The organism is Variovorax sp. 22077, from assembly GCF_052044195.1.
Taxonomy (GTDB): Bacteria; Pseudomonadota; Gammaproteobacteria; order Burkholderiales; family Burkholderiaceae_C; genus Variovorax; species Variovorax atrisoli.
The window spans coordinates 172,967-192,201 of the sequence record NZ_JBQEQC010000013.1; the positions used below are offsets into that span (position 1 = coordinate 172,967).

A 19,235-nucleotide genomic window follows, 5' to 3' on the forward strand; every position below is an offset into this window, starting at 1 on the left:
CGTCATTGGAGTTTCAGCGGGCCGGGGTGCGCGGCCCCTATCGGGGCTCGTGCGATCTTCGCGGCGTGCGTGCTGCGGTCGCGGCAGTTGCGCATGTGGTCGTCCACCGTGAGCTCGCCCTGCAGATCGGTCAGCAGCTGCAGCGTGCGATCGATGGCAGCGTTGTCGAGCATGGGATAGCCCTGCTCGCTGCGGCCGTTGTTGCGTGCCACGCGCGCGATGTAGGGCAGGTCCTGGGGCGTGATGACGACGGTGGGCATCACGCCTTCGAGCTCCACGCCTTCGAAGGGAAGCAGGACGAAGTACTGCACGCGCAAGTCCGCGGGCATGAGGCTGCGCAGATGCGTGGTCTTGCGGCCGCACTGCCACGCCGGGTCTTTCACCTCGCGTGCCAGGGAATGCCCGTGCTGGCGCAGGAACCAGCGCGGCACCGTGTGCGTGGAGGTCTTGCGATAGACCACCGCGTTGCGCCAGCCCTTCACTTCGAACAGGTACACGCCTGCCTGGCACACCAGCGCCACGTCGAAGCGAGCGGTGGGAACGGCACTGCCTTCGTACATGGGAATCACGAGGTCGCGCAGTATGTGCATGCGGCTGAAGGCGGGCTGGAAGGCAGCGGCGAGCTGTTGCATGGCCAGCGCGGTCGCGGCGTTGGTCTCCTGTTCGCCACCGGGGGCGCAGATGCCGCGCGCGAGCGCCACCACGTCCGTCTTCTTGTGTCCGTGGCTGGCCAGTGTCAGCACGGGACGGGCAGGAACCTTGTGCAGGGCTGTAGTCATTCGATGCTCCTTCAAGACTCAAGGATTGCGCAACTTCCGGGAGACTTCGTGCAGAAAAGGCGATGGCCGGATCCGCCCTGTCCATGGGGTCTGCTCCGCCTGCGCGGAGCGCGGGGCGGCGATGGCGTCCATCGAGGCGCCGCCGCCCATGTTTCCCATGAGGACGATCCACGCAACCGCTAGTTCGCCCCTGGCAACGGCCAGTGCGTGAAGGTCCAGCAGGAGGCCCTGGAAATCCTCCATCAGCTGCACCTCGGAAATCTCGCCGCGGTCGCGCCGCAGCTTCGACGCCTCGAAACTCGCGCGCGCCATCTCGGCGTGCGCGGAGGCGGTGTCGGCAATGTCGCTTCGGATCTGCAGGCGGCGCAATGCTTCGGCGATCTGCTCACGGGCCTGCCCGATCGCGCTTGCATAGCGGGGCTCGGCGGGCACGTCGACGTCCTGCGACTCGCCGGTTGCAGCCTCGCCGATGGTGCCCGAAGGCATCGCCATCGGATCTGCGCCGTACAGCGCAGCGGCCGGCCGGATGTCGCTCCTGTTGGCAAGCACCGTCATCGGCAGCTCGCGCGGCACTTTGGCCGCGAAGCGGGGCAGCGATCTGTCCTGCAATGCATCGGAGAGCATCTCGCCGAGCGCTTCCTCGCTCGTGCTGCAGCGCCTCGCCAGATAGGCGATGTAGCTCGCGCGTTGCGCCTGCAGCTTCTCGATGGTCGCCTGGGCGTCGGACCGGCGCTGCGCCAGCTGCTTCGCGAGGTCGTCGTACGGCAGCTTCGCGTCCTTCATGAGTGCCATCTGCCGGGAGACGGCCGCATGCGCGTTCTCCAGGTAGCTCGACTCCCGCGCATTCACCTTGAGCGCGACGTAGGTCGCGGCGATGCCGGCCTGCGCATTGCTGCCGAGCGATGCGGCCATCAACCTGTCGAGTACGGGGTCTTCGAAGGCGGACCACCACGAGCGCGAATCGGCCTGCGCTCGTGTGGATGCGGATGGCATTCCTTGCCTCGTGTGGTCGATGAGCATGCCTGCGGCCAGCTGTCGCGAAGTGCGATCGACCATCGCGATGCTCGTGCTGGCACACGCGATGGCGAGTGCGCCGCACACGGCCGGCAGCAGGATTCGTGAACGCATCACCTTCGGGGCTCCAGCTTCGTCATGCACGCATCTTTTCAGGCGATCTGGGAGAAATTTGAACGACCGTGTAAAGCCGCCAGCGCGCAGCCATGACGTGCGCGCACAACACTCGACGCGCTGGAAAACCAAACCACCAAATTCCTCCCGAATTGGACGAAACGATGCGTACAGCCGGTCGATACCGAGCGGCCGCATCAGACCTGAAACTGGAGAACCCTGAATGAAGAAATCCCTCACGGCACTCGCTGCCCTGGCCGTCTGCGGCCTGGCCTCTGCCCAATCGTCGGTCACGCTGTTCGGCGTCGTGGACGCCGGCCTGACCTACCAGTCGAGCACCGCGCGCGACCCCATCACCGGCGCGTCCGTCAAGCAAAGCAAGACCAGCCTGGGCAACTCCGCCTACAACTCCAGCCGCATCGGCTTTCGCGGCACCGAAGACCTCGGCGGTGGCCTGGCCGCCAGCTTCTGGCTCGAGGCGCCCATCAGCAACGACGACGGCGCCACCGGCATCTCCACCTTCAGCCGCCGCTCCACCGTGAGCCTGTCGGGCGGCTTCGGCGAGCTGCGCCTGGGCCGCGACTACACGCCCACCTTCTGGAACGACACCGTCTTCGATCCGTTCGGCACCAACGGCTCGGGCAGCAGCGTGATCAACACCGTCAGCGGCAACACCACCATCAACAACGCCAACTACGTGCGCGCGAGCAACTCGATCGGCTACTTCCTGCCGCCGAACCTGGGCGGCTTCTACGGCCAGTTCCAGTACAGCCTGCACGAGAACGCCAGCATCAGCGCCACCAGCACGACGGCAGCGACCAGCAGCAGCGCAGGCCGCTACGTCGGCGGGCGCTTCGGCTACGCCAACGGGCCGCTGGACATCGCGCTGGGCGTGGGCCAGAGCATCGCGGTGGACACCACCACGCTGGAGCGCAAGGTGCAGACGATCAACCTGGGGGCGTCGTACGACTTCGGTCCGGTGAAGCTGTTCGGGGAGCTGTCGAACGTGAAGAACAAGTTCGACTACGCGGCGCTTGGCAACACGCACGACAGCTACAACGGCTACCTGATCGGTGCGACGGTGCCGGTGGGCGCGGGGCTGATCCGCGCGTCGTACTCGCAGGTTCGCTACAACGAGGGTGGGGCGGGCATCACGGGCGAGGACCCGCTGGCGCGCAAGTTCGCGATCGGCTACGTGCACAACCTGTCCAAGCGCACGGCGCTGTATGCGACGGTGGCGCGGGTGAACAACCGCAATGACGTGAACTACACGGGCAGCCTGGTGTCGGCGAGCACGACCGGCTACGGCAGCACGGGCACGGGCTACAGCGGCCTGCCGCGTTCGTCCACAGGCTACGACTTCGGCATCCGACACGCGTTCTGAGCGTGTAGGTAACTAGACGGGGCAGCGGGTGCGCCGCAAAGGCGTCGCGGAGCCCGTTCCCGCCGCGCGCAACGGCTTGCGCGGTCTGCGGAACGCGCTGCACTCGGGAGGGAAGCTCAGGGCAGCGAGGAGAAGGTGCCGATTTTCAAGGCAGTCAAATGAACAAACAGATAGTCGCGTTCGCGCGCCGGTTTCGCGCGGCCGTGTTCCTGCTCGCTGCCTTCGGGGCGCTCGCGGCGGCGCAGGCGCAGAACAGGATCGAGTCGGTCACGGGGTCCTTGCAGGCAGGCAGTGAAGTGCTGCGCGTCGACTTCTCCGAGCCGCTGGCCTCCGCGCCCGACGGCTTCGCCATCCAGTCGCCTGCGCGCATCGCGCTCGACTTCACGCGCATGGGCAGCAGCCTGGGCCGTGAGGCCATCGAGATGAACCAGGGCAACCTGCGTTCCGTGAATGTGGTGCAGGCGGGGGAGCGCACGCGTCTCGTACTCAACCTGAAACAGGCGACCACCTACAAGACCGAGGTGCGCGGCAAGTCGCTGCTGGTGTCGCTGCAGGCCGCGGCAGGGCCCGCGCTGGTGGCCGCCACCTCCATCGAATTCGCGGAGAACCGCAATCGCGACGTGCTGCCGCTGCGCGACGTCGACTTCCGCCTGGGTACCGAGGGCGCGGGCCGCGTGATCGTGAGCCTGCCCAACGACCAGGTCGGCGTCGACATCCGCCAGCAGGGCAGGAACCTCGTCGTCGAATTCACGAAGTCGCAGCTGCCCGAGGGCCTGAATCGCAAGCTCGACGTGGCCGACTTCGGCACGCCCGTGCAGACGGTGAGCCTGCAGCAGGCCGGTGATCGCGTGCACATGCTGATCGAACCGCGCGGTGACTGGGAGCACAGCGCCTACCAGAGCAACAGCCAGTTCGTGGTGGAAGTCCGCCCGCGCAAGATCGACCCTGCCAAGCTGACGCAGGGGGTCGGCTACAACGGCGAGAAACTGTCGCTGAACTTCCAGAACATCGAGGTCCGCGCATTGCTGCAGGTGATCGCCGACTTCACCAACTTCAACATCGTCACCTCCGATTCGGTCAACGGCACGCTGACGCTGCGGTTGAAGGATGTGCCCTGGGACCAGGCGCTGGACATCATCCTGGAGGCGAAGAACCTCGGCATGCGCAAGAACGGCAGCGTGCTGCGCATCGCGCCGGAGGACGAGCTCAACGCCAAGGACAAGATCAAGGCCGAGGCCCAGGCCACCCTGCAGGGACTGGAGCAGCTGCGCACGCAGTCGTTCCAGCTCAACTATGCGAAGGCGGCCACCGTGGCGCAGGGGCTCATGGGCAGTGGCAGCGGGGCCGGGGGCGGCTCCGGCGGCACGACGCGCATTCTGAGCACGCGCGGCAGCGTGCTGGCCGAGGTGCGTACCAACCAGCTCTTCGTGACCGACATCCCCTCGCGCCTGGCTCAGGTGGCCGAGCTCATCCAGAAGCTGGACGTGCCGATCCGGCAGGTGCTGATCGAGGCGCGCTTCGTCGAGGCGACCGACACCTTCAGCAAGTCGCTGGGCGCCAAGCTGGGCGGCGGTTTCGTCAATTCGAACTCGTCGGTGGGCGTGACGCCTTCGGTGAGCTCCAGCACCACCGGCGGCGTGACCACCACCACGAGCACCAACACCTATTCGAGCACCAGCTTCGTCAACCTGCCCGCGACCAGCAGCACCGGTGATGCGGTCGGAACGTTCGCGCTGTCGCTCTTCAACTCGGGCCTCACGAAGATGCTCAACCTCGAAATCTCGGCGCTGGAGGCCGACGGCAAGGGCAAGGTGGTGTCGAGCCCTCGCGTGGTGACGGCCGACCAGACCAAGGCGCTGATCGAACAGGGCACCGAGCTGCCCTACCAGGTGGCCACATCGAGCGGCGCGACCTCCATCGCGTTCCGCAAGGCGAACCTGAAGCTGGAGGTGACGCCGCAGATCACACCCGAGGGCAACATCATCCTGGCGCTGGAAGTGAACAAGGACACCGTGGGCCAGTCGACCACCGCGGGCTATGCCATCAACACCAAGCACATCCAGACCGAGGTGCTGGTGGAGAACGGCGGCACCGTCGTCATCGGCGGCGTCTTCGAGCTCACCGATACCAACTCGGAATCGCGCGTGCCGGTGCTCGGCGAACTGCCCATGGTCGGCCCGCTGTTCCGAACTCGCAGCCGGGTCAACAACAAGACCGAGATGCTGATCTTCATCAGCCCGAAGATGATCTCGGATCGCAACGCGGCGCGATGAGTGATGGATGGCCTCAGGCGGCCTTCGTCCGCAGCCGCCCGGAGCCGGCGCGGCCGCGCCGGCAGCTGCTCTCGCGCAGGCTCGGGCTCGTGGAGCCGGTTGCGGTGATCGGCATGAGGGTGGACTGGCTGTAGCTCCCCGCCGCGGTCGACTCGCCGTGGGCGCAGGTGTCTCTGCCCGCCACGAAGATGCCGAGGACCAGGGCACCAAATGCCAGCAAGCCGGCGAAGCGCGGAGCCCAGGACGGCTTGCGGTAGCGCGCCATGGCCACAGAAGAAAGCAGCATGCCGCTGCCCCATCGGGCCCGCCCGAGGGGTTCCGGGAAGCCGCCTCGTGCGTGTGCCGGTGCCGCCAGGCCGTCGTGATGCAGGCCCTGCAATGCCCCACGTGATGCGTGAGATACGCGCCATGCGCCTTCTGGGCTTCGATACCGGTGACTGTTCATGCCGGTATCGTGGACTTCAAAGCGGGAGAAAAATGGGATGGCTGCGCTGGCTCGCAGTCGACTTCCGCGCCGAAACCTTCCGGGGATGAGGTGATTGTCCGTTCCTCGGGTCGCGGCTACAGCTCAGTCCGGAGCCGGGGCCTCCCACGCAAAGCCAACGCCGTACACCGACCGTATCCAGTCGTGCTGCGGAGTCACCGCGCCGAGCTTGCGGCGCAGGTTCTTCACATGGCTGTCGATGGCCCGCTCGGTCACGTCCACCGTGTCGTCGTAGGCCAGTTCGAGCAGGCGGGCGCGCGAGAAGATGCGGCCCGGGTGCCGCGACAGCACCTGCAGAAGCCCGAACTCGCGCCGCGTGAGGTTCAGCGGCGTGCCTTCCAGCGAAGCGCGCCAGTGCACGTCGTCCAGCAGCAGTCCCGTCGCGTGACCCGGCGGCGAGGAGCCCTGGGCGGCGTTCGGCGCGGTGCGCCGCAGCACGGCGCGCACGCGCGCGACCAGCTCGCGCGGCGAGAAGGGCTTGCACACGTAGTCGTCGGCGCCGAGCTCCAGGCCCAGCAGGCGGTCGACTTCCTCGATGCGCGCCGTCAGCATGATGATCGGGTGCGGCGTGTGCTCGCGCGCGCGGCGCAGCACCTCGATGCCGTCGAGGCGCGGCAGCATGATGTCCAGCAGCGTGAGGTCGGGCGGCGAGGCGACGATGCTGTCGAGCGCGCTCTGCCCGTCCGCGAAGTGCTCGGTCTCGTAGCCCGCGTGGCGCAGGTAGTCCTGCACCACCGAGGCGATGTCGGTTTCGTCTTCGACGATGACGATGCGTGTCATGACGTTGCTGCCAGTGGAAGGGTGAGGGTCAGGCGCAGACCTCCCAGCGGCGAGGCCGACGCGTCGATGGTGCCGCCGTGCGCTTCGATGGTCGCGCGGCAGATGGAGAGGCCCAGCCCGGAGCCGCCGTGTTCGCGGCTGCGCGAACTCTCGCCGCGGAAGAGGCGGTCGAACAGGCGCGGCAGTTCGGCCTCGGCAACGCCGGGCGCGCTGTCGTCGAATACCAGCGTGAGCCGGTTGCCCGTCCATGCGCCTTCCACGGCGACGTCAATGCGCAGTTCGCCGCCCTCGTCGGTGTAGGCCAGCGCGTTCTCCAGCAGGTTCATGAAGACCTGATGCAGCCGGTGTGCGTCGCCCTCGACGACAGGCTGTGCGGAGGCGTCGATGCGGTCTACCGCACGGCGGTCCACGGTGATGCGGCGCGCGGCGAAGCGATCGCGCGTGTGGTCGAGCGCCTCCTTGAGCAGCGAGATCGGGAAGACCGTGGCCGTGAGCAGGTCGTTCTGCGGCTCGCGCATGCTGCTGCGCAGGTCGTCGACGAGCTGGCCCAGGCGGATCACTTGGCGGTGCAGCCGCAGCGCGGTGCGTTCGTCGAAGGTGCGCACGCCGTCCTGCAGCGCCTCGATCTCGGCGCGCATCGCGGCCAGCGGCGTGCGCAGCTCGTGGGCGGCGTCGGCCAGCCAGGCGCGGCGCGAGGCCTCCATCGTGTCCAGCCGTTGCGCCATGTCGTTGAAGGTTCGACCCAGCAGCGCCAGTTCGTCCGAGCCCTGGACCGCCACCCGGGTGGAAAGCCGGCCGCGTGCCACGTCCTGCGCGGCCTGCGTGAGCTCGTCGATGGGCCGGAACCAGCGGCGCGCGAGCAGCCACGACAGCACCAGCGCGAAGCCGAGGCCGCACAGGCCGGTGAGCACGATCACGCCCGACTGCCGCCAGACGAAGGCCCGGTCGGCTTCGCTCTCCAGACCCTGCAACGGCATCAGCGCCAGGTACCCGATGACGCTGCGGTCGCGCCGGATCGGCACGCGCGCCGCGTTGGCGAAGTCACCTTCGGCGCCGACCACGCGCGCACCGCGCGCGTCGAGCACGGCCAGCCGCTGGAAGATGGAGTCCGGCATCTCGCGCGGATCGCGGAAGAACCAGGGCGGGGGCATGGTCGGGAACCGGCGGGGCACCAGCTCGAGATGCTGCGATCCGAAGCCGGGCTCGGGCGGCGGCGGAGGAGGCGGGCTGCCATCGCCCGCCGGGAAGCCGTCGGTCTTGCCGTCCGGCGCAGGGTTGCCCTGCATCGCGCGGTCCTCGTACCACGGCGGCAGCCGCCGTTCGTCCGAACTGCCGCCGGTGCCGTTGTCGAGCGCGGCGGCCAGCCGTCCCATCTGCAGGCGGCGCCACACCTCGTCGTTGTTTTGAAGGCTCTTCCAGTCGCCGTGGGCCGCGTAGTACTTCAGCAGGGTCTGGGAAAGCCAGTCCATGCGCCGGATCTCGATCTCGGCCACGTACGAGCCCAGCCCGCGCTGCAGCGCGATGATCGACAGCCCCGCGAAGCTGATCAGCAGGACGATCAGCAAGGCGGCCAGCGCCAGGAAGATCTTTCTGGAAAGGGTCAGGTGCGGCATGGGCTCGAAGGGGCAATGCCCCATTCTGCGGCATGCACGGCGGGCGGGCTGACAGTCAGACAGGCAGGCAAAGACGGGAGGCGGACCGGGTGGGAGGGCACCCGATCATTGCGGCCGAATGTGGAGGAATATGGGAGAACCGCTTTTCCTGCGTTCTCCATGATTTCTCCCCGTTGCGCCCCCACGATGCCGGCCATGACCCCTCCCACGGCCCACATGGACCTGCCGCTGCTGCTGGCGATCACGGTGTTCTTCTGGCTGCTCGCGCAGGCCTGGGCACTGATCGTCTTCTGGGCGGAGAGCCGGGCCACACGACCCTCGTCGCCCGATGCGGCGGAAGAAAGAAGGAACCCATGACCTCCACCCCCCATCCGCGCGCATCCATCGGACGCCGCGGCCTGCTGGCCGCCTTCGGCGCGGCGGGCCTGTCGGCAGCCGCGAACGCTGCACCCGCCGCAGCGCACCGGCTTGCGCTGACGGCGCAGACCACGGAAGGCCCGTACTACCTCGATCTCGCGCTGGAGCGTTCGGACATCGCCGAGGGATTGGAGGGCGTGCCGCTGGAGGTGCGCTTCAATGTGTGCGACGCGACTGGCCGGCCGCTTCCGAAACTGCGCGTGGACCTGTGGCATTGCGACGCGCAGGGCCGTTACTCGGGCTTCGGCGAGCAGGGCGACGACCGCTCGCTCACCTTCGAAGGCAAGACCTTCCTGCGCGGCAGCCAGTTCACCGACCGGGACGGCGGCGCAGCCTTCGCCACCATCTATCCGGGCTGGTACGCAGGGCGGACGACGCACATCCATTTCAAGGTGATCAATGGCGTCCGCGCCGTTCTCACGTCGCAGTTCTTCCTGCCCGATGCGCTGAGCGAGTTCCTCTACACGCAGGTCTCCTCCTACCGGCGTGCGCGGCTTCGCGACACGCTCAACAGCGCCGATGGCATCGCGCTGAAGGCCGGTGCCACGGTGCTCGGCTCGGTGCGCGAGGAACGGCAGCGCTACGTCGCGACGCTCGCGCTGGTGGTCGATCCGGCGGCGAACCCGGCGGTCGACCGGCCGCCCCGCCCCGGCAGCCCGCCGCCTGGAAAGATGACCTCCGAAGGGCTGGGCCTTTCGCACCCGCGCTCGCCGGAGGGCGCAGCGCGCGTCCGCGCGATCGTGCCGCCCCGGGCCGAGGGCTGAGCGGCCGGCGCCTGGATCGCCCAGCCTGGGCGCCGCACGAAGAAGCCGCTCGCACTCAGAACGAGGTTCCGATCTGGAACTGGAAGCGCTGTGTGCGGTCGGCCGAGATGTTGTTCGCGGTGTCGGCCTTCTGGTAGACCAGCGGAACCGCGTAGGCCAGCCGCAGCGGGCCCAGCGGCGAGATCCAGCTGATGCCGATGCCGGTGGAGGCGCGGATGCGGTTCTGCGCCTTCCATTGCGCGTCCGTCATGCTCGCGGTGCGGTCGGCGAACACGTTGCCCGCGTCGAGGAAGGTGTACAGGCGCAGCGTCTTGTCGTTGCCCGCGCCCGGGAAGGGCGTGCTGAACTCCATGTTGAAGATCGCCTTGCGCGTGCCGCCGAGCGCGCCGCCCGTGACCGAGTCGGCCGGGCCCAGCGAGTTCTGCTCGAAGCCGCGGATCGAGCCCAGGCCGCCGGCGTAGAAGTTCTTGAAGATGGGGTAGGTGCTGTCGCCCAGCGCGCGCGCGTAGCCGAGCTGTCCGTTGATGGCCAGCGTGTATTGCTTCGACAGCGGGAAATACTGCTGGTACTGGTAGTTGGTCTTCAGGTAGCGCAGCTCGCTGCCAACGCCCATCTCGAGGTTGGCGCTCTGCAGACGGCCGCGCGTGGGCACGAGCGCACTGTCGCGGTCGTCGCGCGACCAGCCCAGCGTGGCGGGAATGGCGATCATGCTCGAAGTGGCGCAGCTGACGCTCGGCGCGGTGCCCGTGCATTTGAAGTAGTCGAGGTACGCCTGCGGCGTGGCGGTGTACACGTACGAGCCGTCGACCAGCGTGTAGGTGCCGTTGGTGCCCGGCGTGAAAGACCAGCGCTCCAGGCCGATGCCCAGGAACACCGTGTCCTGCTCGCCCACCGGGAAGCCGAAACGGACGGAGCCGCCGTCGCTGGCGAGCTTGTAGTTGCCGTCGGCCTCGTAGTAGGGCCGCGTGGTGGTGTGGAACACGTTCAGCGTGCGCGAGATGCCGTCCTTGGTGAAGTACGGGTCGGTGGCCGTGAGCGAGATGGTGCGGTTGTACGAGCTGGTGTTCACGTTCAGGCCCAGGTAGTTGCCGCTGCCGAACACGTTCTCCTGCGTGATGCCGAAGGTCAGCGATACCTTGTCGGTCGACGAGTAGCCCGCGCCCAGCTGCAACGAGCCGGTGGGTTTCTCGGCCACCGTCACCGCCAGGTCGACCTGGTCGGGCGAGCCGGGCACGTCGACGGTATCGACGTTCACGTCGGTGAAGAAGCCCAGGCGGTCGATGCGGTCGCGCGAGGCGCGAATCTTGTTGCCGTCGTACCAGGCGCCCTCGTATTGGCGGAACTCGCGGCGGATCACCTCGTCGCGCGTCCTGGCGTTGCCGCCGATGTTGATGCGCCGCACATAGGCGCGCCGCGAGGCCTCCGCCTTGAGCACCAGCGTCACGCGGTTGTTCTGCCGGTCGATCTCCGGCTCGGCCTTCACGCGAGCGAAGGCGTAGCCGAAGGTGCCGAAGTAATCGGTGAAGGCCTTGGTGGTGGCGGCCACGTCCTCGCCGTTGTAGGGCTTGCCGGGGCGGATGGTCACGAGCGTCCTGAACTCGTCCTCGCGGCCCAGGTAGTCGCCCGCGAGCTTCACGCCGGCCACCGCGAACTTCTCGCCCTCGGTGATGTTGATCGTGAGGGTCAGCGTCTGCCGGTCGGGAGAGATGGCGACCTGCGTCGAGTCGATGCGGAACTCCAGGTAGCCGCGCGTGATGTAGTAGGAGCGCAGCGTCTCCAGGTCGCCGTTGAACTTGCTGCGCGAGTACTGGTTGGACTTGGTGTACCAGTCGAGCCAACCGCCCGTGTCCTGGTCGAACAGATCCAGCAGCGTGCTCTCGCTGAAGGCCTTGTTGCCGACCACGCGCACTTCCTTGATGCGTGCGGGTTCGCCTTCGGTCACGGTGAAGGTGATGTTCACGCGGTTCCTCTCCAGCGGCGTGACGGTGGTGACCACCTGCGCGTTGTAGAGGCTGCGGCCGATGTACTGCCGCTTGAGCTCCTGCTCGGCGCGGTCGGTCAGCGCCTTGTCGTAGGCCTGCCCCTCGGACAGCCCCACCTCGCGCAGCGCCTTCTGCAGTGCCGCCTTGTCGAACTCCTTGGTGCCCGCGAACTCCACGTCGGCGATGGAGGGGCGCTCCTCCAGCACGACCACCAGCACGTTGCCGTTCACGTCGATGCGCACGTCCTTGAAGAGGCCCAGCTTGAAAAGCTCGCGGATGGCAGCGCTGCCGCGCTCGTCGCTGTAGGTGTCGCCGGCTCGCAGGCCCATGGTGGCGAAGACGGTGCCGGGCTCGACGCGCTGCAGGCCTTCGAGCCTGATGTCGCGCACGGTGAAGGGCTCGACCGCCCAGGCGGAAGAAGCGGCGGTGAAGGCAAGCAGCGCGGCGGCGGCTGCCAATGGCTTGGGAAACTGCATCGCTGCATGGTTTCCGCCAAAGTCGGAGAAATTTGGGACCTTGACCGGGCTGCCCCGGCGCGACCGGGGTCTTTGCCTGCGGCCTACTGCAACCCCATCGCGTTCGAAGCCGCCCATGCCGATGCCCTGGCAGCTGCGGCAGGCTGGGTACTTCCCTCGCGGCAGTTGCGAAGGTGATCCTCCAGCGTCAGCCCGCCCTGGATCTCGAGCAGTCGCTGGACGGTCCGATCGATTCCCTGCTCGTCCAGCAGCGGGTAGTTGCGCGCGAGGCGGCCGTTGTTGCGAACCAGGCGTGCGATGTAGGGCAGGTCATGCTGCGTGATGACGGCCGCCGGCATCACGCCTTCGAGTTCGATGCCTTCGCAAGGCAGCAGCACGAAGTACTGCAGCCGCAGCTCGTCGGACAGCAGGCTTCTGAGCTGCGTGGTCTTGCGTCCACCCTGCCATGCGGGGTCTTTCACCTCGCGCGCGTTCTTGTCGCCGTGCAGGCGCAGAAACCAGCGCGGCGGCGACTGCTGCGCCTTCTTGCGGTAGACGAAGGCATTGCGCCATGCCTTGATCTCGAAGAGATACACGCCGGTCTCGCACACCAGCACTGCGTCGATGCGTGCGGTGGGCACGGTGTGGCTCTCGGGCATCGGGATGATGAGGTTGCGAAGGATGCGCAGGTACGAGAAGGTGGGGCTGAATGCGCTGGCGAGCTGCTGCACGCCCAGCGAGGTGGCGGTGTTGCCTTGCAAGGCCAATGTCATGGGTGACTCCTTTCGGCAGGAGCATCGCGCCGCTTCTGGGAGACTTCTTGCACGAGGCGTTTCCGTCGGTGGACCTTCAAGGTTTGCGTGCAAACAACAACTGCCGCCCGGCGAGGACCAACCACAAGATTCCTCCGAATTTGAACGGGACCATGCGTGCCTGCTGCTCGATGTGGAGCCGCTGCAACCGGAGAACCCTGAATGAAGAAATCCCTCACGGCATTCGCTGCCCTGGCCGTCTGCGGCCTGGCCTCTGCCCAATCGTCGGTCACGCTGTTCGGCGTCGTGGACGCCGGCCTGACCTACCAGTCGAGCACCGCGCGCGACCCCATCACCGGCGCGTCCGTCAAGCAAAGCAAGACCAGCCTGGGCAACTCCGCCTACAACTCCAGCCGCATCGGCTTTCGCGGCACCGAAGACCTCGGCGGTGGCCTGGCCGCCAGCTTCTGGCTCGAGGCGCCCATCAGCAACGACGACGGCGCCACCGGCATCTCCACCTTCAGCCGCCGCTCCACCGTGAGCCTGTCGGGCGGCTTCGGCGAGCTGCGCCTGGGCCGCGACTACACGCCCACCTTCTGGAACGACACCGTCTTCGATCCGTTCGGCACCAACGGCTCGGGCAGCAGCGTGATCAACACCGTCAGCGGCAACACCACCATCAACAACGCCAACTACGTGCGCGCGAGCAACTCGATCGGCTACTTCCTGCCGCCGAACCTGGGCGGCTTCTACGGCCAGTTCCAGTACAGCCTGCACGAGAACGCCAGCATCAGCGCCACCAGCACGACGGCAGCGACCAGCAGCAGCGCAGGCCGCTACGTCGGCGGGCGCTTCGGCTACGCCAACGGGCCGCTGGACATCGCGCTGGGCGTGGGCCAGAGCATCGCGGTGGACACCACCACGCTGGAGCGCAAGGTGCAGACGATCAACCTGGGGGCGTCGTACGACTTCGGTCCGGTGAAGCTGTTCGGGGAGCTGTCGAACGTGAAGAACAAGTTCGACTACGCGGCGCTTGGCAACACGCACGACAGCTACAACGGCTACCTGATCGGTGCGACGGTGCCGGTGGGCGCGGGGCTGATCCGCGCGTCGTACTCGCAGGTTCGCTACAACGAGGGTGGGGCGGGCATCACGGGCGAGGACCCGCTGGCGCGCAAGTTCGCGATCGGCTACGTGCACAACCTGTCCAAGCGCACGGCGCTGTATGCGACGGTGGCGCGGGTGAACAACCGCAATGACGTGAACTACACGGGCAGCCTGGTGTCGGCGAGCACGACCGGCTACGGCAGCACGGGCACGGGCTACAGCGGCCTGCCGCGCTCGTCCACAGGCTACGACTTCGGCATCCGACACGCGTTCTGAGCGTGCGACCTCGCCGTGCGAAGGAACGGGCGTGCACCCGCCGCCTCTTTTCCTTCGCGCGGCTCTTTCTTTTTCCGCTTCCTTCTTCGCTCCTGCCAACCGGCAGTGAGCTTCCAATCATGAACCGATTCCGACTTCTCGCGAGCGTGCTGGCGGCATCCGGACTGACCGGCTGCATCATGCTGCCCCCGCCGCCCATGCCCTATCGTCCGCCGCCGCCGGGTTTCCGCGGCGAAGGCCCGTGGCCGATGCGCTTCGACAATGCGCAACGCCCGCCGCCTCAGGAAAGGAGTGCTTGCGAGGTCGACCGGGCGCCAGCTCAGGAACGCTGCACGCGCGACCCCTCTGGCGAATACACGCCTCGGCCTGCGGGAGTGCGCTGATGAGCGGCGCGGGGCAGCTGCAAACGGGGAGCCTTGGTTTCATCATCGCTGCCGTGATCGTGCTGGGCCTTGGCGGCGTGGTCGGCACGATGTGCTCGCTGTTCTTCGCCAACCTGCGGCAGGGCGCCAGGGCGCGAGAGCTCGCCGCGCAGGCCCGCCAGGAGACGCTGCAGCGCCTGAGCGCCAGCCGACCGCAGGACATCCGTGCACTGCTTGGCGCTGCCTCGATCCGGCCCGATTCAGGAGCCATCCGCCTCGACGTCAGGCTGCCGCCGGAAGCAATGCGCGTGTTCGCGATCGAGTCGGAGTTGCATGAGCTGCTGGCGAAGGTCATGGCCTATGCCGCCGGCGTGATGCGCGCGGGCGGCACGCTTCAGCTGTCGGCGCATGCCGATCGCGAGCAAGCGGTGATCCACTGGCGCGACCTCGATGCCGTCGACATGCATCCTCCACTCGCGAAGTTCTTCGACAGCAGGCATTCGGCCGCAGTGGTGGCCAGCGCGAGGGCCTGCGAGCGCATTGCCGGTCATCATGGCGGACGCATCTATTCGGCCCCGCTTGGCGGCGGAGTGCTGGGGCTCACGTTGCGACTGCCGCTGCTGAAGGGATGAATGCCTGGGATCGGCAGCTCGTGGTCACCTGCCGACGCCCGCTGGTCCGCCTTTCTCCCATGGCGAACCCTGCAAGGCCTCCACCAGGAAGTCGACCATCACCCGCACCTTGGCGCTGAGGTGGCGGCGGCTTGCGTAGATCGCCAGGATGTCGATGGCAGGCATGCGGTAGCCAGGCATGACCTCGACCAATCGACCAGCCCGCACGTCCTCTCCGACCACGAAGCTCGGCTGCCAGATCACGCCGACGCCGGCGATCGCCGCTGCGCGGGCGGTTTCGCCATTGTTGGCCCTCAGGGCCCAGCGCACCCGCACGGACTCCAGCGTGCCGTCGGGGCCTGCGAACTGCCACTCATCCGATGTGGCGCCGTACGTGTAGCCGAGGCACTGGTGCCGGGAAAGGTCCGCCGGGACTTCGGGCATGCCATGAGTCGCCAAGTACTCGGGTGAGGCACACACCAGGTTCTGCGAGCGGCCCAGGCGGCGCGCGATGTGGGTGCCCGACATGGTCCGCGAGATGCGGATGGCGAGGTCATAGCCCTCTTCGACGATGTCGACCACGCGGTCGATGAGCGCGACGTCCAGTTCCACGTCGGGGTACTTAGCCATGAACCTGGGCCACACGGGCGCCAGCACGATGCTGCCGAAACTCAATGGTGCGTTGATGCGCAGGCGTCCGCGCGGCTGGAGCGAGGCGGTGGTGGCCAGCGCTTCGGTCTCGGCCACTTCCTCGAGGATCGACTTCGCCCGATCGAACAGCGCTTCGCCGCCCTCGGTGAGCGACAGGCGCCGCGACGTGCGGTTGATCAGCCGCGTGCGCAAGTGGGCCTCCAGCTCGTTGACATAGCGCGTCACGTTGGCTGGAGAGGTGTCCAACGCGTCGGCCGCCTTGGTGAAGCTGCCCCGCGCCACCACCGTGACGAACACCTCGTAAGCGCGCAGACGGTCCATGGCGGTTGGTTCCAATCATTCAGGAAAGCTGAATGAGTAAACCATCTTTGGGCACTTTCTGGAAGCGAAGCTGAATCATAAATTTCGCTCACCTCGAAACACACAAAGGAAATTCAGCATGACATCGACCCAGCCCACCTCCCTTTCCAGCCCTGTCCGGCGCACGCTGATCGCTGGCGCAGCCGCGGTTGGCGCCGCACTTGCCATGGGTGCCCCGGCGCATGCCGCACCGGTCGTCGACGCCGTCCCTGGCTTCCGCGCAGGCAGCGCGCAGGTGAATGGCACCCGCATCGACTACCGCATTGGCGGCACCGGCCCGGCCGTCGTGCTGCTGCATGGCTATGCCGAGACCGGACACATGTGGAATCCGCTGATGCCGCTGCTCGCGAAGACGCACACGGTGGTCGTGCCCGACCTTCGCGGAGCCGGCAATTCGTCGAAACCCGAGACGGGCTACGGAAAGAAGAACATGGCCGTCGACATCCATGAACTCGTCCGCTCGCTGGGCATCCGCAGCGCCAGCATCGTGGGTCATGACATCGGGCTGATGGTGGCCTACGCGTACGCTGCCCAGTTTCCTTCGGAGACGGACAGGGTGGTGCTCATGGATGCCTTCCTGCCCGGTATCGGCGCATGGCAGAACGTCTGGCTCCTTCGCGACCTCTGGCATTTCCACTTCCACGGCCCGACGCCGCTGGCGCTCGTGAGTGGGCGCGAGCGCATCTATTTCGAGCATTTCTGGAACGACTTCGCGGCCGATCCCAAGCATTCGGTGCCCGAGGCCGATCGCCGGTTCTATGCAAAGGCCTACGCACAACCTGGCGGCATGCGCGCGGGATTTGAATATTTCAAGGCCTTCGAGCAGGATGCGGCAGAGTTCGCGGAACTGGGCAAGACGCCGCTGCCCATGCCGATGCTGGTTCTCTCCGGCGAAAAGGCGGGCGGCACGTTCCTGATCGAACAGGGCAGGATGGTGGCGACCAACGTGCAGGGCGTGATCGTGAAGGGGTCCGGGCACTGGCTGATGGAAGAGGCGCCAGACCAGGTCATCCCCGCGCTGATCGCTTTCCTGGGACAGGGCTGATGGGGCTGCCTCCTCACCGACAGCGAGTGCCTGCCGCGCGCCGTCGTGCCAACGGCACGGGTGCAGGCCTTCACGGACACAAACTTCGAACCTAAGGAGAACGGACATGGACCTTCAACTCAGTGGCAAGCTGGCGCTGGTCAGCGGCAGCACGGCCGGGATCGGCTACGCCATCGCGCGCACCCTGGCCCAGGAGGGCGCGAGCGTCATCGTCAACGGCAGGTCACAGCCGGCGGTCGACGAGGCGGTGGATCGCATCCGCCTGGAGACGCATGGCACGGTGACGGGCTATGCCGCAGACCTCAGCCGGGCCGACGCCGCCGAAGAGGTCGTGCGCCGTCATCCTGGCATCGGCATCCTCGTCAACAACCTCGGCATCTTCGAAGCCAAGGCTTTCGAAGACATCCCCGATGAAGACTGGCAGCGCTTCTTCGACGTCAATGTTCTGAGCGGCGTGCGCCTTGCGCGCCTGGTGTTGCCGGAAATGAAGCGCACGAACTGGGGACGGATCATCTTCATCTCGAGCGAGAGCGCGGTGCAGATTCCGACCGAGATGATCCACTACGGCATGACGAAGACCGCGCAGCTCGCGGTTTCGCGCGGCCTTGCGGAATCGGTCGCCGGCACGAACATCACGGTGAACAGCGTGCTGCCGGGCCCGACGAAATCGCGCGGCGTCGGCGACTTCGTGGAGGGCATGGCGCGATCGAGCGACAAGAGCTTCGAACAGGTCGAGGCCGAGTTCTTCGACCACGTCCGCCCCACGTCGCTGATCAAGCGCTTCGCTTCGCCGCAGGAGGTGGCCTCGCTCGTGGCCTTCGTGGCAAGTCCGCTCGCGTCGGCAACCACCGGGGCCGCGCTGCGCGTCGACGGCGGTGTCGTCAAGAGTGCCTTCTGACGAAGGCCGGCTTTCGAACTGCCGCGAGACCTGCGCGGGACCTGCCTGAGCCCGCGCCTGAGCTGCGACTGGGCCGCTGCTTCGCTCGATCGTCCGGACTCGTAGCCGCCGCTGCGTGGTCAGGCTCAGCGACTGTCCACGTCTGCCGCCTCATCCGGCAGGCCCCGGTTGGTGCGAACGAAGCTCTGCAGATGCTTGAGGAATGCGTTGGCGGCGGGGGTGAGCGCTGCGTCATTTCGCCAGTAGACACCCATTTGACGCTTGACGGTCGGTCGAACCAGCATCCGGGCCTGTACGCCTGCGCGGCCCGAGAGCTGTCGGACGTTCACCGGAAGGGCCGCAACGCCCATGCCTGCGGCCACCATGCTGATCAAGGTGGAGGAGAAGGTCGCTTCGTAGGCAGGCACCGGTTTGAGCCCGGCGGCCTCGAATGCGTCGTCCGCCAATGCCCGTGACGGGCTGCGCTCGGGCAGGCAGACCAGAGGGTGCTGCGCCAGCTCGCGCCAACTCACCGAGCCGCGTTGCGTCAGCGGATGGCCGTCGGGCATCAACGCCACCAGATGGTCCCTGTACAGGGTGACTTCCGACAGGCCTGGCTCGCCTTCGATGAGCGTTCCCACGCCGAGGTCCACCTCTCCCCGGCGCACCTGGTCGCGGATGGTCTCCTCGAATCCATCCTTGAGGATGCACTGGATACCCGGGTGGCGTTGCCGGAAGGACTGCATGACCCAGGGCAGCAGGGTGGCTGCGACCACGATGGACGCCGCCACCGTGACCCTGCCGCGCTTGACCTGGGCGAGGGCGCGGGATCCGGCGACCGCCGCCTCCAGATCGTCGAGCGCCTTGCGAGCCAACGGACGGAACTCGGCCCCTGCCTCGGTCAAGTGGACCACGCGCGTGCTGCGATGGAAGAGCTTCAGGCCGATCTGTGCCTCCAGTTCCTTGACCAGGGTGGACAGGGCAGAGGGCGAGACATGCATGCGCTCGGCCGCGCGCGCGAACGCGCCCGTGTCCGCGACGGCCAGGAATGCCTTGATCTGCCTGAGCGTAATATTCATGTTTGGAGAATAATCGTTCAGATCATTCTGATTGTCTGATGATTGCATGGGTGCTG

At 67.1% G+C, this 19,235-nt stretch carries 17 protein-coding genes; 8 read left to right on the forward strand and 9 right to left on the reverse strand.

What is annotated here, in order from left to right; translation table 11 throughout:
• Window positions 1–2: 2 nt before the first annotated feature.
• Together ACTJLF_RS20115 and ACTJLF_RS20120 are read right to left on the reverse strand one after the other, a co-directional pair.
• Window positions 3–779: a nuclease-related domain-containing protein gene (locus tag ACTJLF_RS20115; protein WP_440883788.1), complete on the reverse strand. Its 777-nt coding sequence runs from the start codon at window positions 777–779 to the stop codon at window positions 3–5.
• Between the two features lie 18 nt (window positions 780–797).
• The gene (locus ACTJLF_RS20120) at window positions 798–2,147 is read right to left on the reverse strand and encodes a hypothetical protein (RefSeq protein WP_440883789.1); all 1,350 of its coding nucleotides are present in this window, start codon (window positions 2,145–2,147) and stop codon (window positions 798–800) included.
• On the opposite strand from ACTJLF_RS20120, the gene ACTJLF_RS20125 reads away from it, so the two are divergent.
• Together ACTJLF_RS20125 and pilQ are read left to right on the forward strand one after the other, a co-directional pair.
• Window positions 2,131–3,291: a porin gene (locus ACTJLF_RS20125; RefSeq protein WP_440883790.1), complete on the forward strand. Its 1,161-nt coding sequence runs from the start codon at window positions 2,131–2,133 to the stop codon at window positions 3,289–3,291. The genes ACTJLF_RS20120 and ACTJLF_RS20125 overlap by 17 nt on opposite strands.
• Before the next feature lie 158 nt (window positions 3,292–3,449).
• Entirely contained in the window at window positions 3,450–5,564 is a 2,115-nt protein-coding gene (gene pilQ, locus ACTJLF_RS20130) for a type IV pilus secretin PilQ (protein ID WP_416492862.1), read from the forward strand.
• A 13-nt stretch (window positions 5,565–5,577) separates the two neighbouring features.
• On the opposite strand, the gene ACTJLF_RS20135 is transcribed toward pilQ, so the two are convergent.
• The 3 genes from ACTJLF_RS20135 to ACTJLF_RS20145 form a co-directional block, all read right to left on the reverse strand.
• Window positions 5,578–5,850: a hypothetical protein gene (locus tag ACTJLF_RS20135; protein ID WP_126186388.1), complete on the reverse strand. Its 273-nt coding sequence runs from the start codon at window positions 5,848–5,850 to the stop codon at window positions 5,578–5,580.
• Between the two features lie 282 nt (window positions 5,851–6,132).
• Window positions 6,133–6,828: a response regulator gene (locus ACTJLF_RS20140; protein WP_019658728.1), complete on the reverse strand. Its 696-nt coding sequence runs from the start codon at window positions 6,826–6,828 to the stop codon at window positions 6,133–6,135.
• The gene (locus ACTJLF_RS20145) at window positions 6,825–8,441 is read right to left on the reverse strand and encodes an ATP-binding protein (RefSeq protein WP_440883791.1); all 1,617 of its coding nucleotides are present in this window, start codon (window positions 8,439–8,441) and stop codon (window positions 6,825–6,827) included. Before ACTJLF_RS20145 ends, ACTJLF_RS20140 begins: the two co-directional genes overlap by 4 nt.
• A 195-nt stretch (window positions 8,442–8,636) precedes the next feature.
• On the opposite strand from ACTJLF_RS20145, the gene ACTJLF_RS20150 reads away from it, so the two are divergent.
• Together ACTJLF_RS20150 and ACTJLF_RS20155 are read left to right on the forward strand one after the other, a co-directional pair.
• Window positions 8,637–8,798, forward strand: coding sequence for a hypothetical protein (locus ACTJLF_RS20150; protein ID WP_164713632.1), 162 nt, complete (start codon window positions 8,637–8,639; stop codon window positions 8,796–8,798).
• Window positions 8,795–9,622: an intradiol ring-cleavage dioxygenase gene (locus ACTJLF_RS20155; protein ID WP_126186390.1), complete on the forward strand. Its 828-nt coding sequence runs from the start codon at window positions 8,795–8,797 to the stop codon at window positions 9,620–9,622. The genes ACTJLF_RS20150 and ACTJLF_RS20155 overlap by 4 nt, the downstream gene beginning before the upstream one ends.
• A gap of 55 nt (window positions 9,623–9,677) precedes the next feature.
• Here ACTJLF_RS20155 and bamA read toward each other — a convergent pair whose 3' ends face one another.
• Both bamA and ACTJLF_RS20165 read right to left on the reverse strand, forming a co-directional pair.
• Entirely contained in the window at window positions 9,678–12,080 is a 2,403-nt protein-coding gene (gene bamA, locus ACTJLF_RS20160; RefSeq protein WP_126186391.1) for an outer membrane protein assembly factor BamA, read from the reverse strand.
• An 83-nt stretch (window positions 12,081–12,163) separates the two neighbouring features.
• Window positions 12,164–12,832 (reverse strand): nuclease-related domain-containing protein, encoded by a 669-nt coding sequence (locus tag ACTJLF_RS20165; RefSeq protein ID WP_126186392.1) that lies wholly within the window; start codon window positions 12,830–12,832, stop codon window positions 12,164–12,166.
• 201 nt (window positions 12,833–13,033) lie between these two features.
• Between ACTJLF_RS20165 and ACTJLF_RS20170 the strand changes: the two genes are divergently transcribed.
• Both ACTJLF_RS20170 and ACTJLF_RS20175 read left to right on the forward strand, forming a co-directional pair.
• Entirely contained in the window at window positions 13,034–14,194 is a 1,161-nt protein-coding gene (locus ACTJLF_RS20170; protein ID WP_440883792.1) for a porin, read from the forward strand.
• Between the two features lie 382 nt (window positions 14,195–14,576).
• On the forward strand, window positions 14,577–15,188 hold the full coding sequence (locus ACTJLF_RS20175) for an ATP-binding protein (protein ID WP_145759911.1): 612 nt from the start codon (window positions 14,577–14,579) through the stop codon (window positions 15,186–15,188).
• A gap of 24 nt (window positions 15,189–15,212) precedes the next feature.
• Here ACTJLF_RS20175 and ACTJLF_RS20180 read toward each other — a convergent pair whose 3' ends face one another.
• Entirely contained in the window at window positions 15,213–16,139 is a 927-nt protein-coding gene (locus tag ACTJLF_RS20180; RefSeq protein WP_184606507.1) for a LysR family transcriptional regulator, read from the reverse strand.
• Window positions 16,140–16,257: 118 nt separating this feature from the next.
• Between ACTJLF_RS20180 and ACTJLF_RS20185 the strand changes: the two genes are divergently transcribed.
• Both ACTJLF_RS20185 and ACTJLF_RS20190 read left to right on the forward strand, forming a co-directional pair.
• A complete protein-coding gene (locus tag ACTJLF_RS20185; RefSeq protein ID WP_132801826.1) occupies window positions 16,258–17,223 on the forward strand; it encodes an alpha/beta fold hydrolase in 966 nt (321 codons plus the stop codon).
• Between the two features lie 106 nt (window positions 17,224–17,329).
• Window positions 17,330–18,121 carry an SDR family NAD(P)-dependent oxidoreductase gene (locus ACTJLF_RS20190; protein ID WP_019658668.1) on the forward strand — a complete coding sequence of 264 codons (792 nt, stop codon included), beginning with the start codon at window positions 17,330–17,332 and terminating at the stop codon, window positions 18,119–18,121.
• A gap of 125 nt (window positions 18,122–18,246) precedes the next feature.
• Here ACTJLF_RS20190 and ACTJLF_RS20195 read toward each other — a convergent pair whose 3' ends face one another.
• Window positions 18,247–19,227: a LysR family transcriptional regulator gene (locus ACTJLF_RS20195; protein ID WP_164713621.1), complete on the reverse strand. Its 981-nt coding sequence runs from the start codon at window positions 19,225–19,227 to the stop codon at window positions 18,247–18,249.
• Between the last annotated feature and the right edge of the window lie 8 nt (window positions 19,228–19,235).

What these genes read in the sequence shown, in the direction of transcription:
- ACTJLF_RS20115 (WP_440883788.1), bottom strand. Translation starts at nt 779, where the DNA reads ATGACTACAGCCCTGCACAAGGTTCCTGCCCGTCCCGTGCTGACACTG.
- ACTJLF_RS20125 (WP_440883790.1), top strand. Translation starts at nt 2,131, where the DNA reads ATGAAGAAATCCCTCACGGCACTCGCTGCCCTGGCCGTCTGCGGCCTG.
- pilQ (WP_416492862.1), top strand. Translation starts at nt 3,450, where the DNA reads ATGAACAAACAGATAGTCGCGTTCGCGCGCCGGTTTCGCGCGGCCGTG.
- ACTJLF_RS20135 (WP_126186388.1), bottom strand. Translation starts at nt 5,850, where the DNA reads ATGCTGCTTTCTTCTGTGGCCATGGCGCGCTACCGCAAGCCGTCCTGG.
- ACTJLF_RS20140 (WP_019658728.1), bottom strand. Translation starts at nt 6,828, where the DNA reads ATGACACGCATCGTCATCGTCGAAGACGAAACCGACATCGCCTCGGTG.
- ACTJLF_RS20145 (WP_440883791.1), bottom strand. Translation starts at nt 8,441, where the DNA reads ATGCCGCACCTGACCCTTTCCAGAAAGATCTTCCTGGCGCTGGCCGCC.
- ACTJLF_RS20150 (WP_164713632.1), top strand. Translation starts at nt 8,637, where the DNA reads ATGACCCCTCCCACGGCCCACATGGACCTGCCGCTGCTGCTGGCGATC.
- ACTJLF_RS20155 (WP_126186390.1), top strand. Translation starts at nt 8,795, where the DNA reads ATGACCTCCACCCCCCATCCGCGCGCATCCATCGGACGCCGCGGCCTG.
- bamA (WP_126186391.1), bottom strand. Translation starts at nt 12,080, where the DNA reads ATGCAGTTTCCCAAGCCATTGGCAGCCGCCGCCGCGCTGCTTGCCTTC.
- ACTJLF_RS20165 (WP_126186392.1), bottom strand. Translation starts at nt 12,832, where the DNA reads ATGACATTGGCCTTGCAAGGCAACACCGCCACCTCGCTGGGCGTGCAG.
- ACTJLF_RS20170 (WP_440883792.1), top strand. Translation starts at nt 13,034, where the DNA reads ATGAAGAAATCCCTCACGGCATTCGCTGCCCTGGCCGTCTGCGGCCTG.
- ACTJLF_RS20175 (WP_145759911.1), top strand. Translation starts at nt 14,577, where the DNA reads ATGAGCGGCGCGGGGCAGCTGCAAACGGGGAGCCTTGGTTTCATCATC.
- ACTJLF_RS20180 (WP_184606507.1), bottom strand. Translation starts at nt 16,139, where the DNA reads ATGGACCGTCTGCGCGCTTACGAGGTGTTCGTCACGGTGGTGGCGCGG.
- ACTJLF_RS20185 (WP_132801826.1), top strand. Translation starts at nt 16,258, where the DNA reads ATGACATCGACCCAGCCCACCTCCCTTTCCAGCCCTGTCCGGCGCACG.
- ACTJLF_RS20190 (WP_019658668.1), top strand. Translation starts at nt 17,330, where the DNA reads ATGGACCTTCAACTCAGTGGCAAGCTGGCGCTGGTCAGCGGCAGCACG.
- ACTJLF_RS20195 (WP_164713621.1), bottom strand. Translation starts at nt 19,227, where the DNA reads ATGCAATCATCAGACAATCAGAATGATCTGAACGATTATTCTCCAAAC.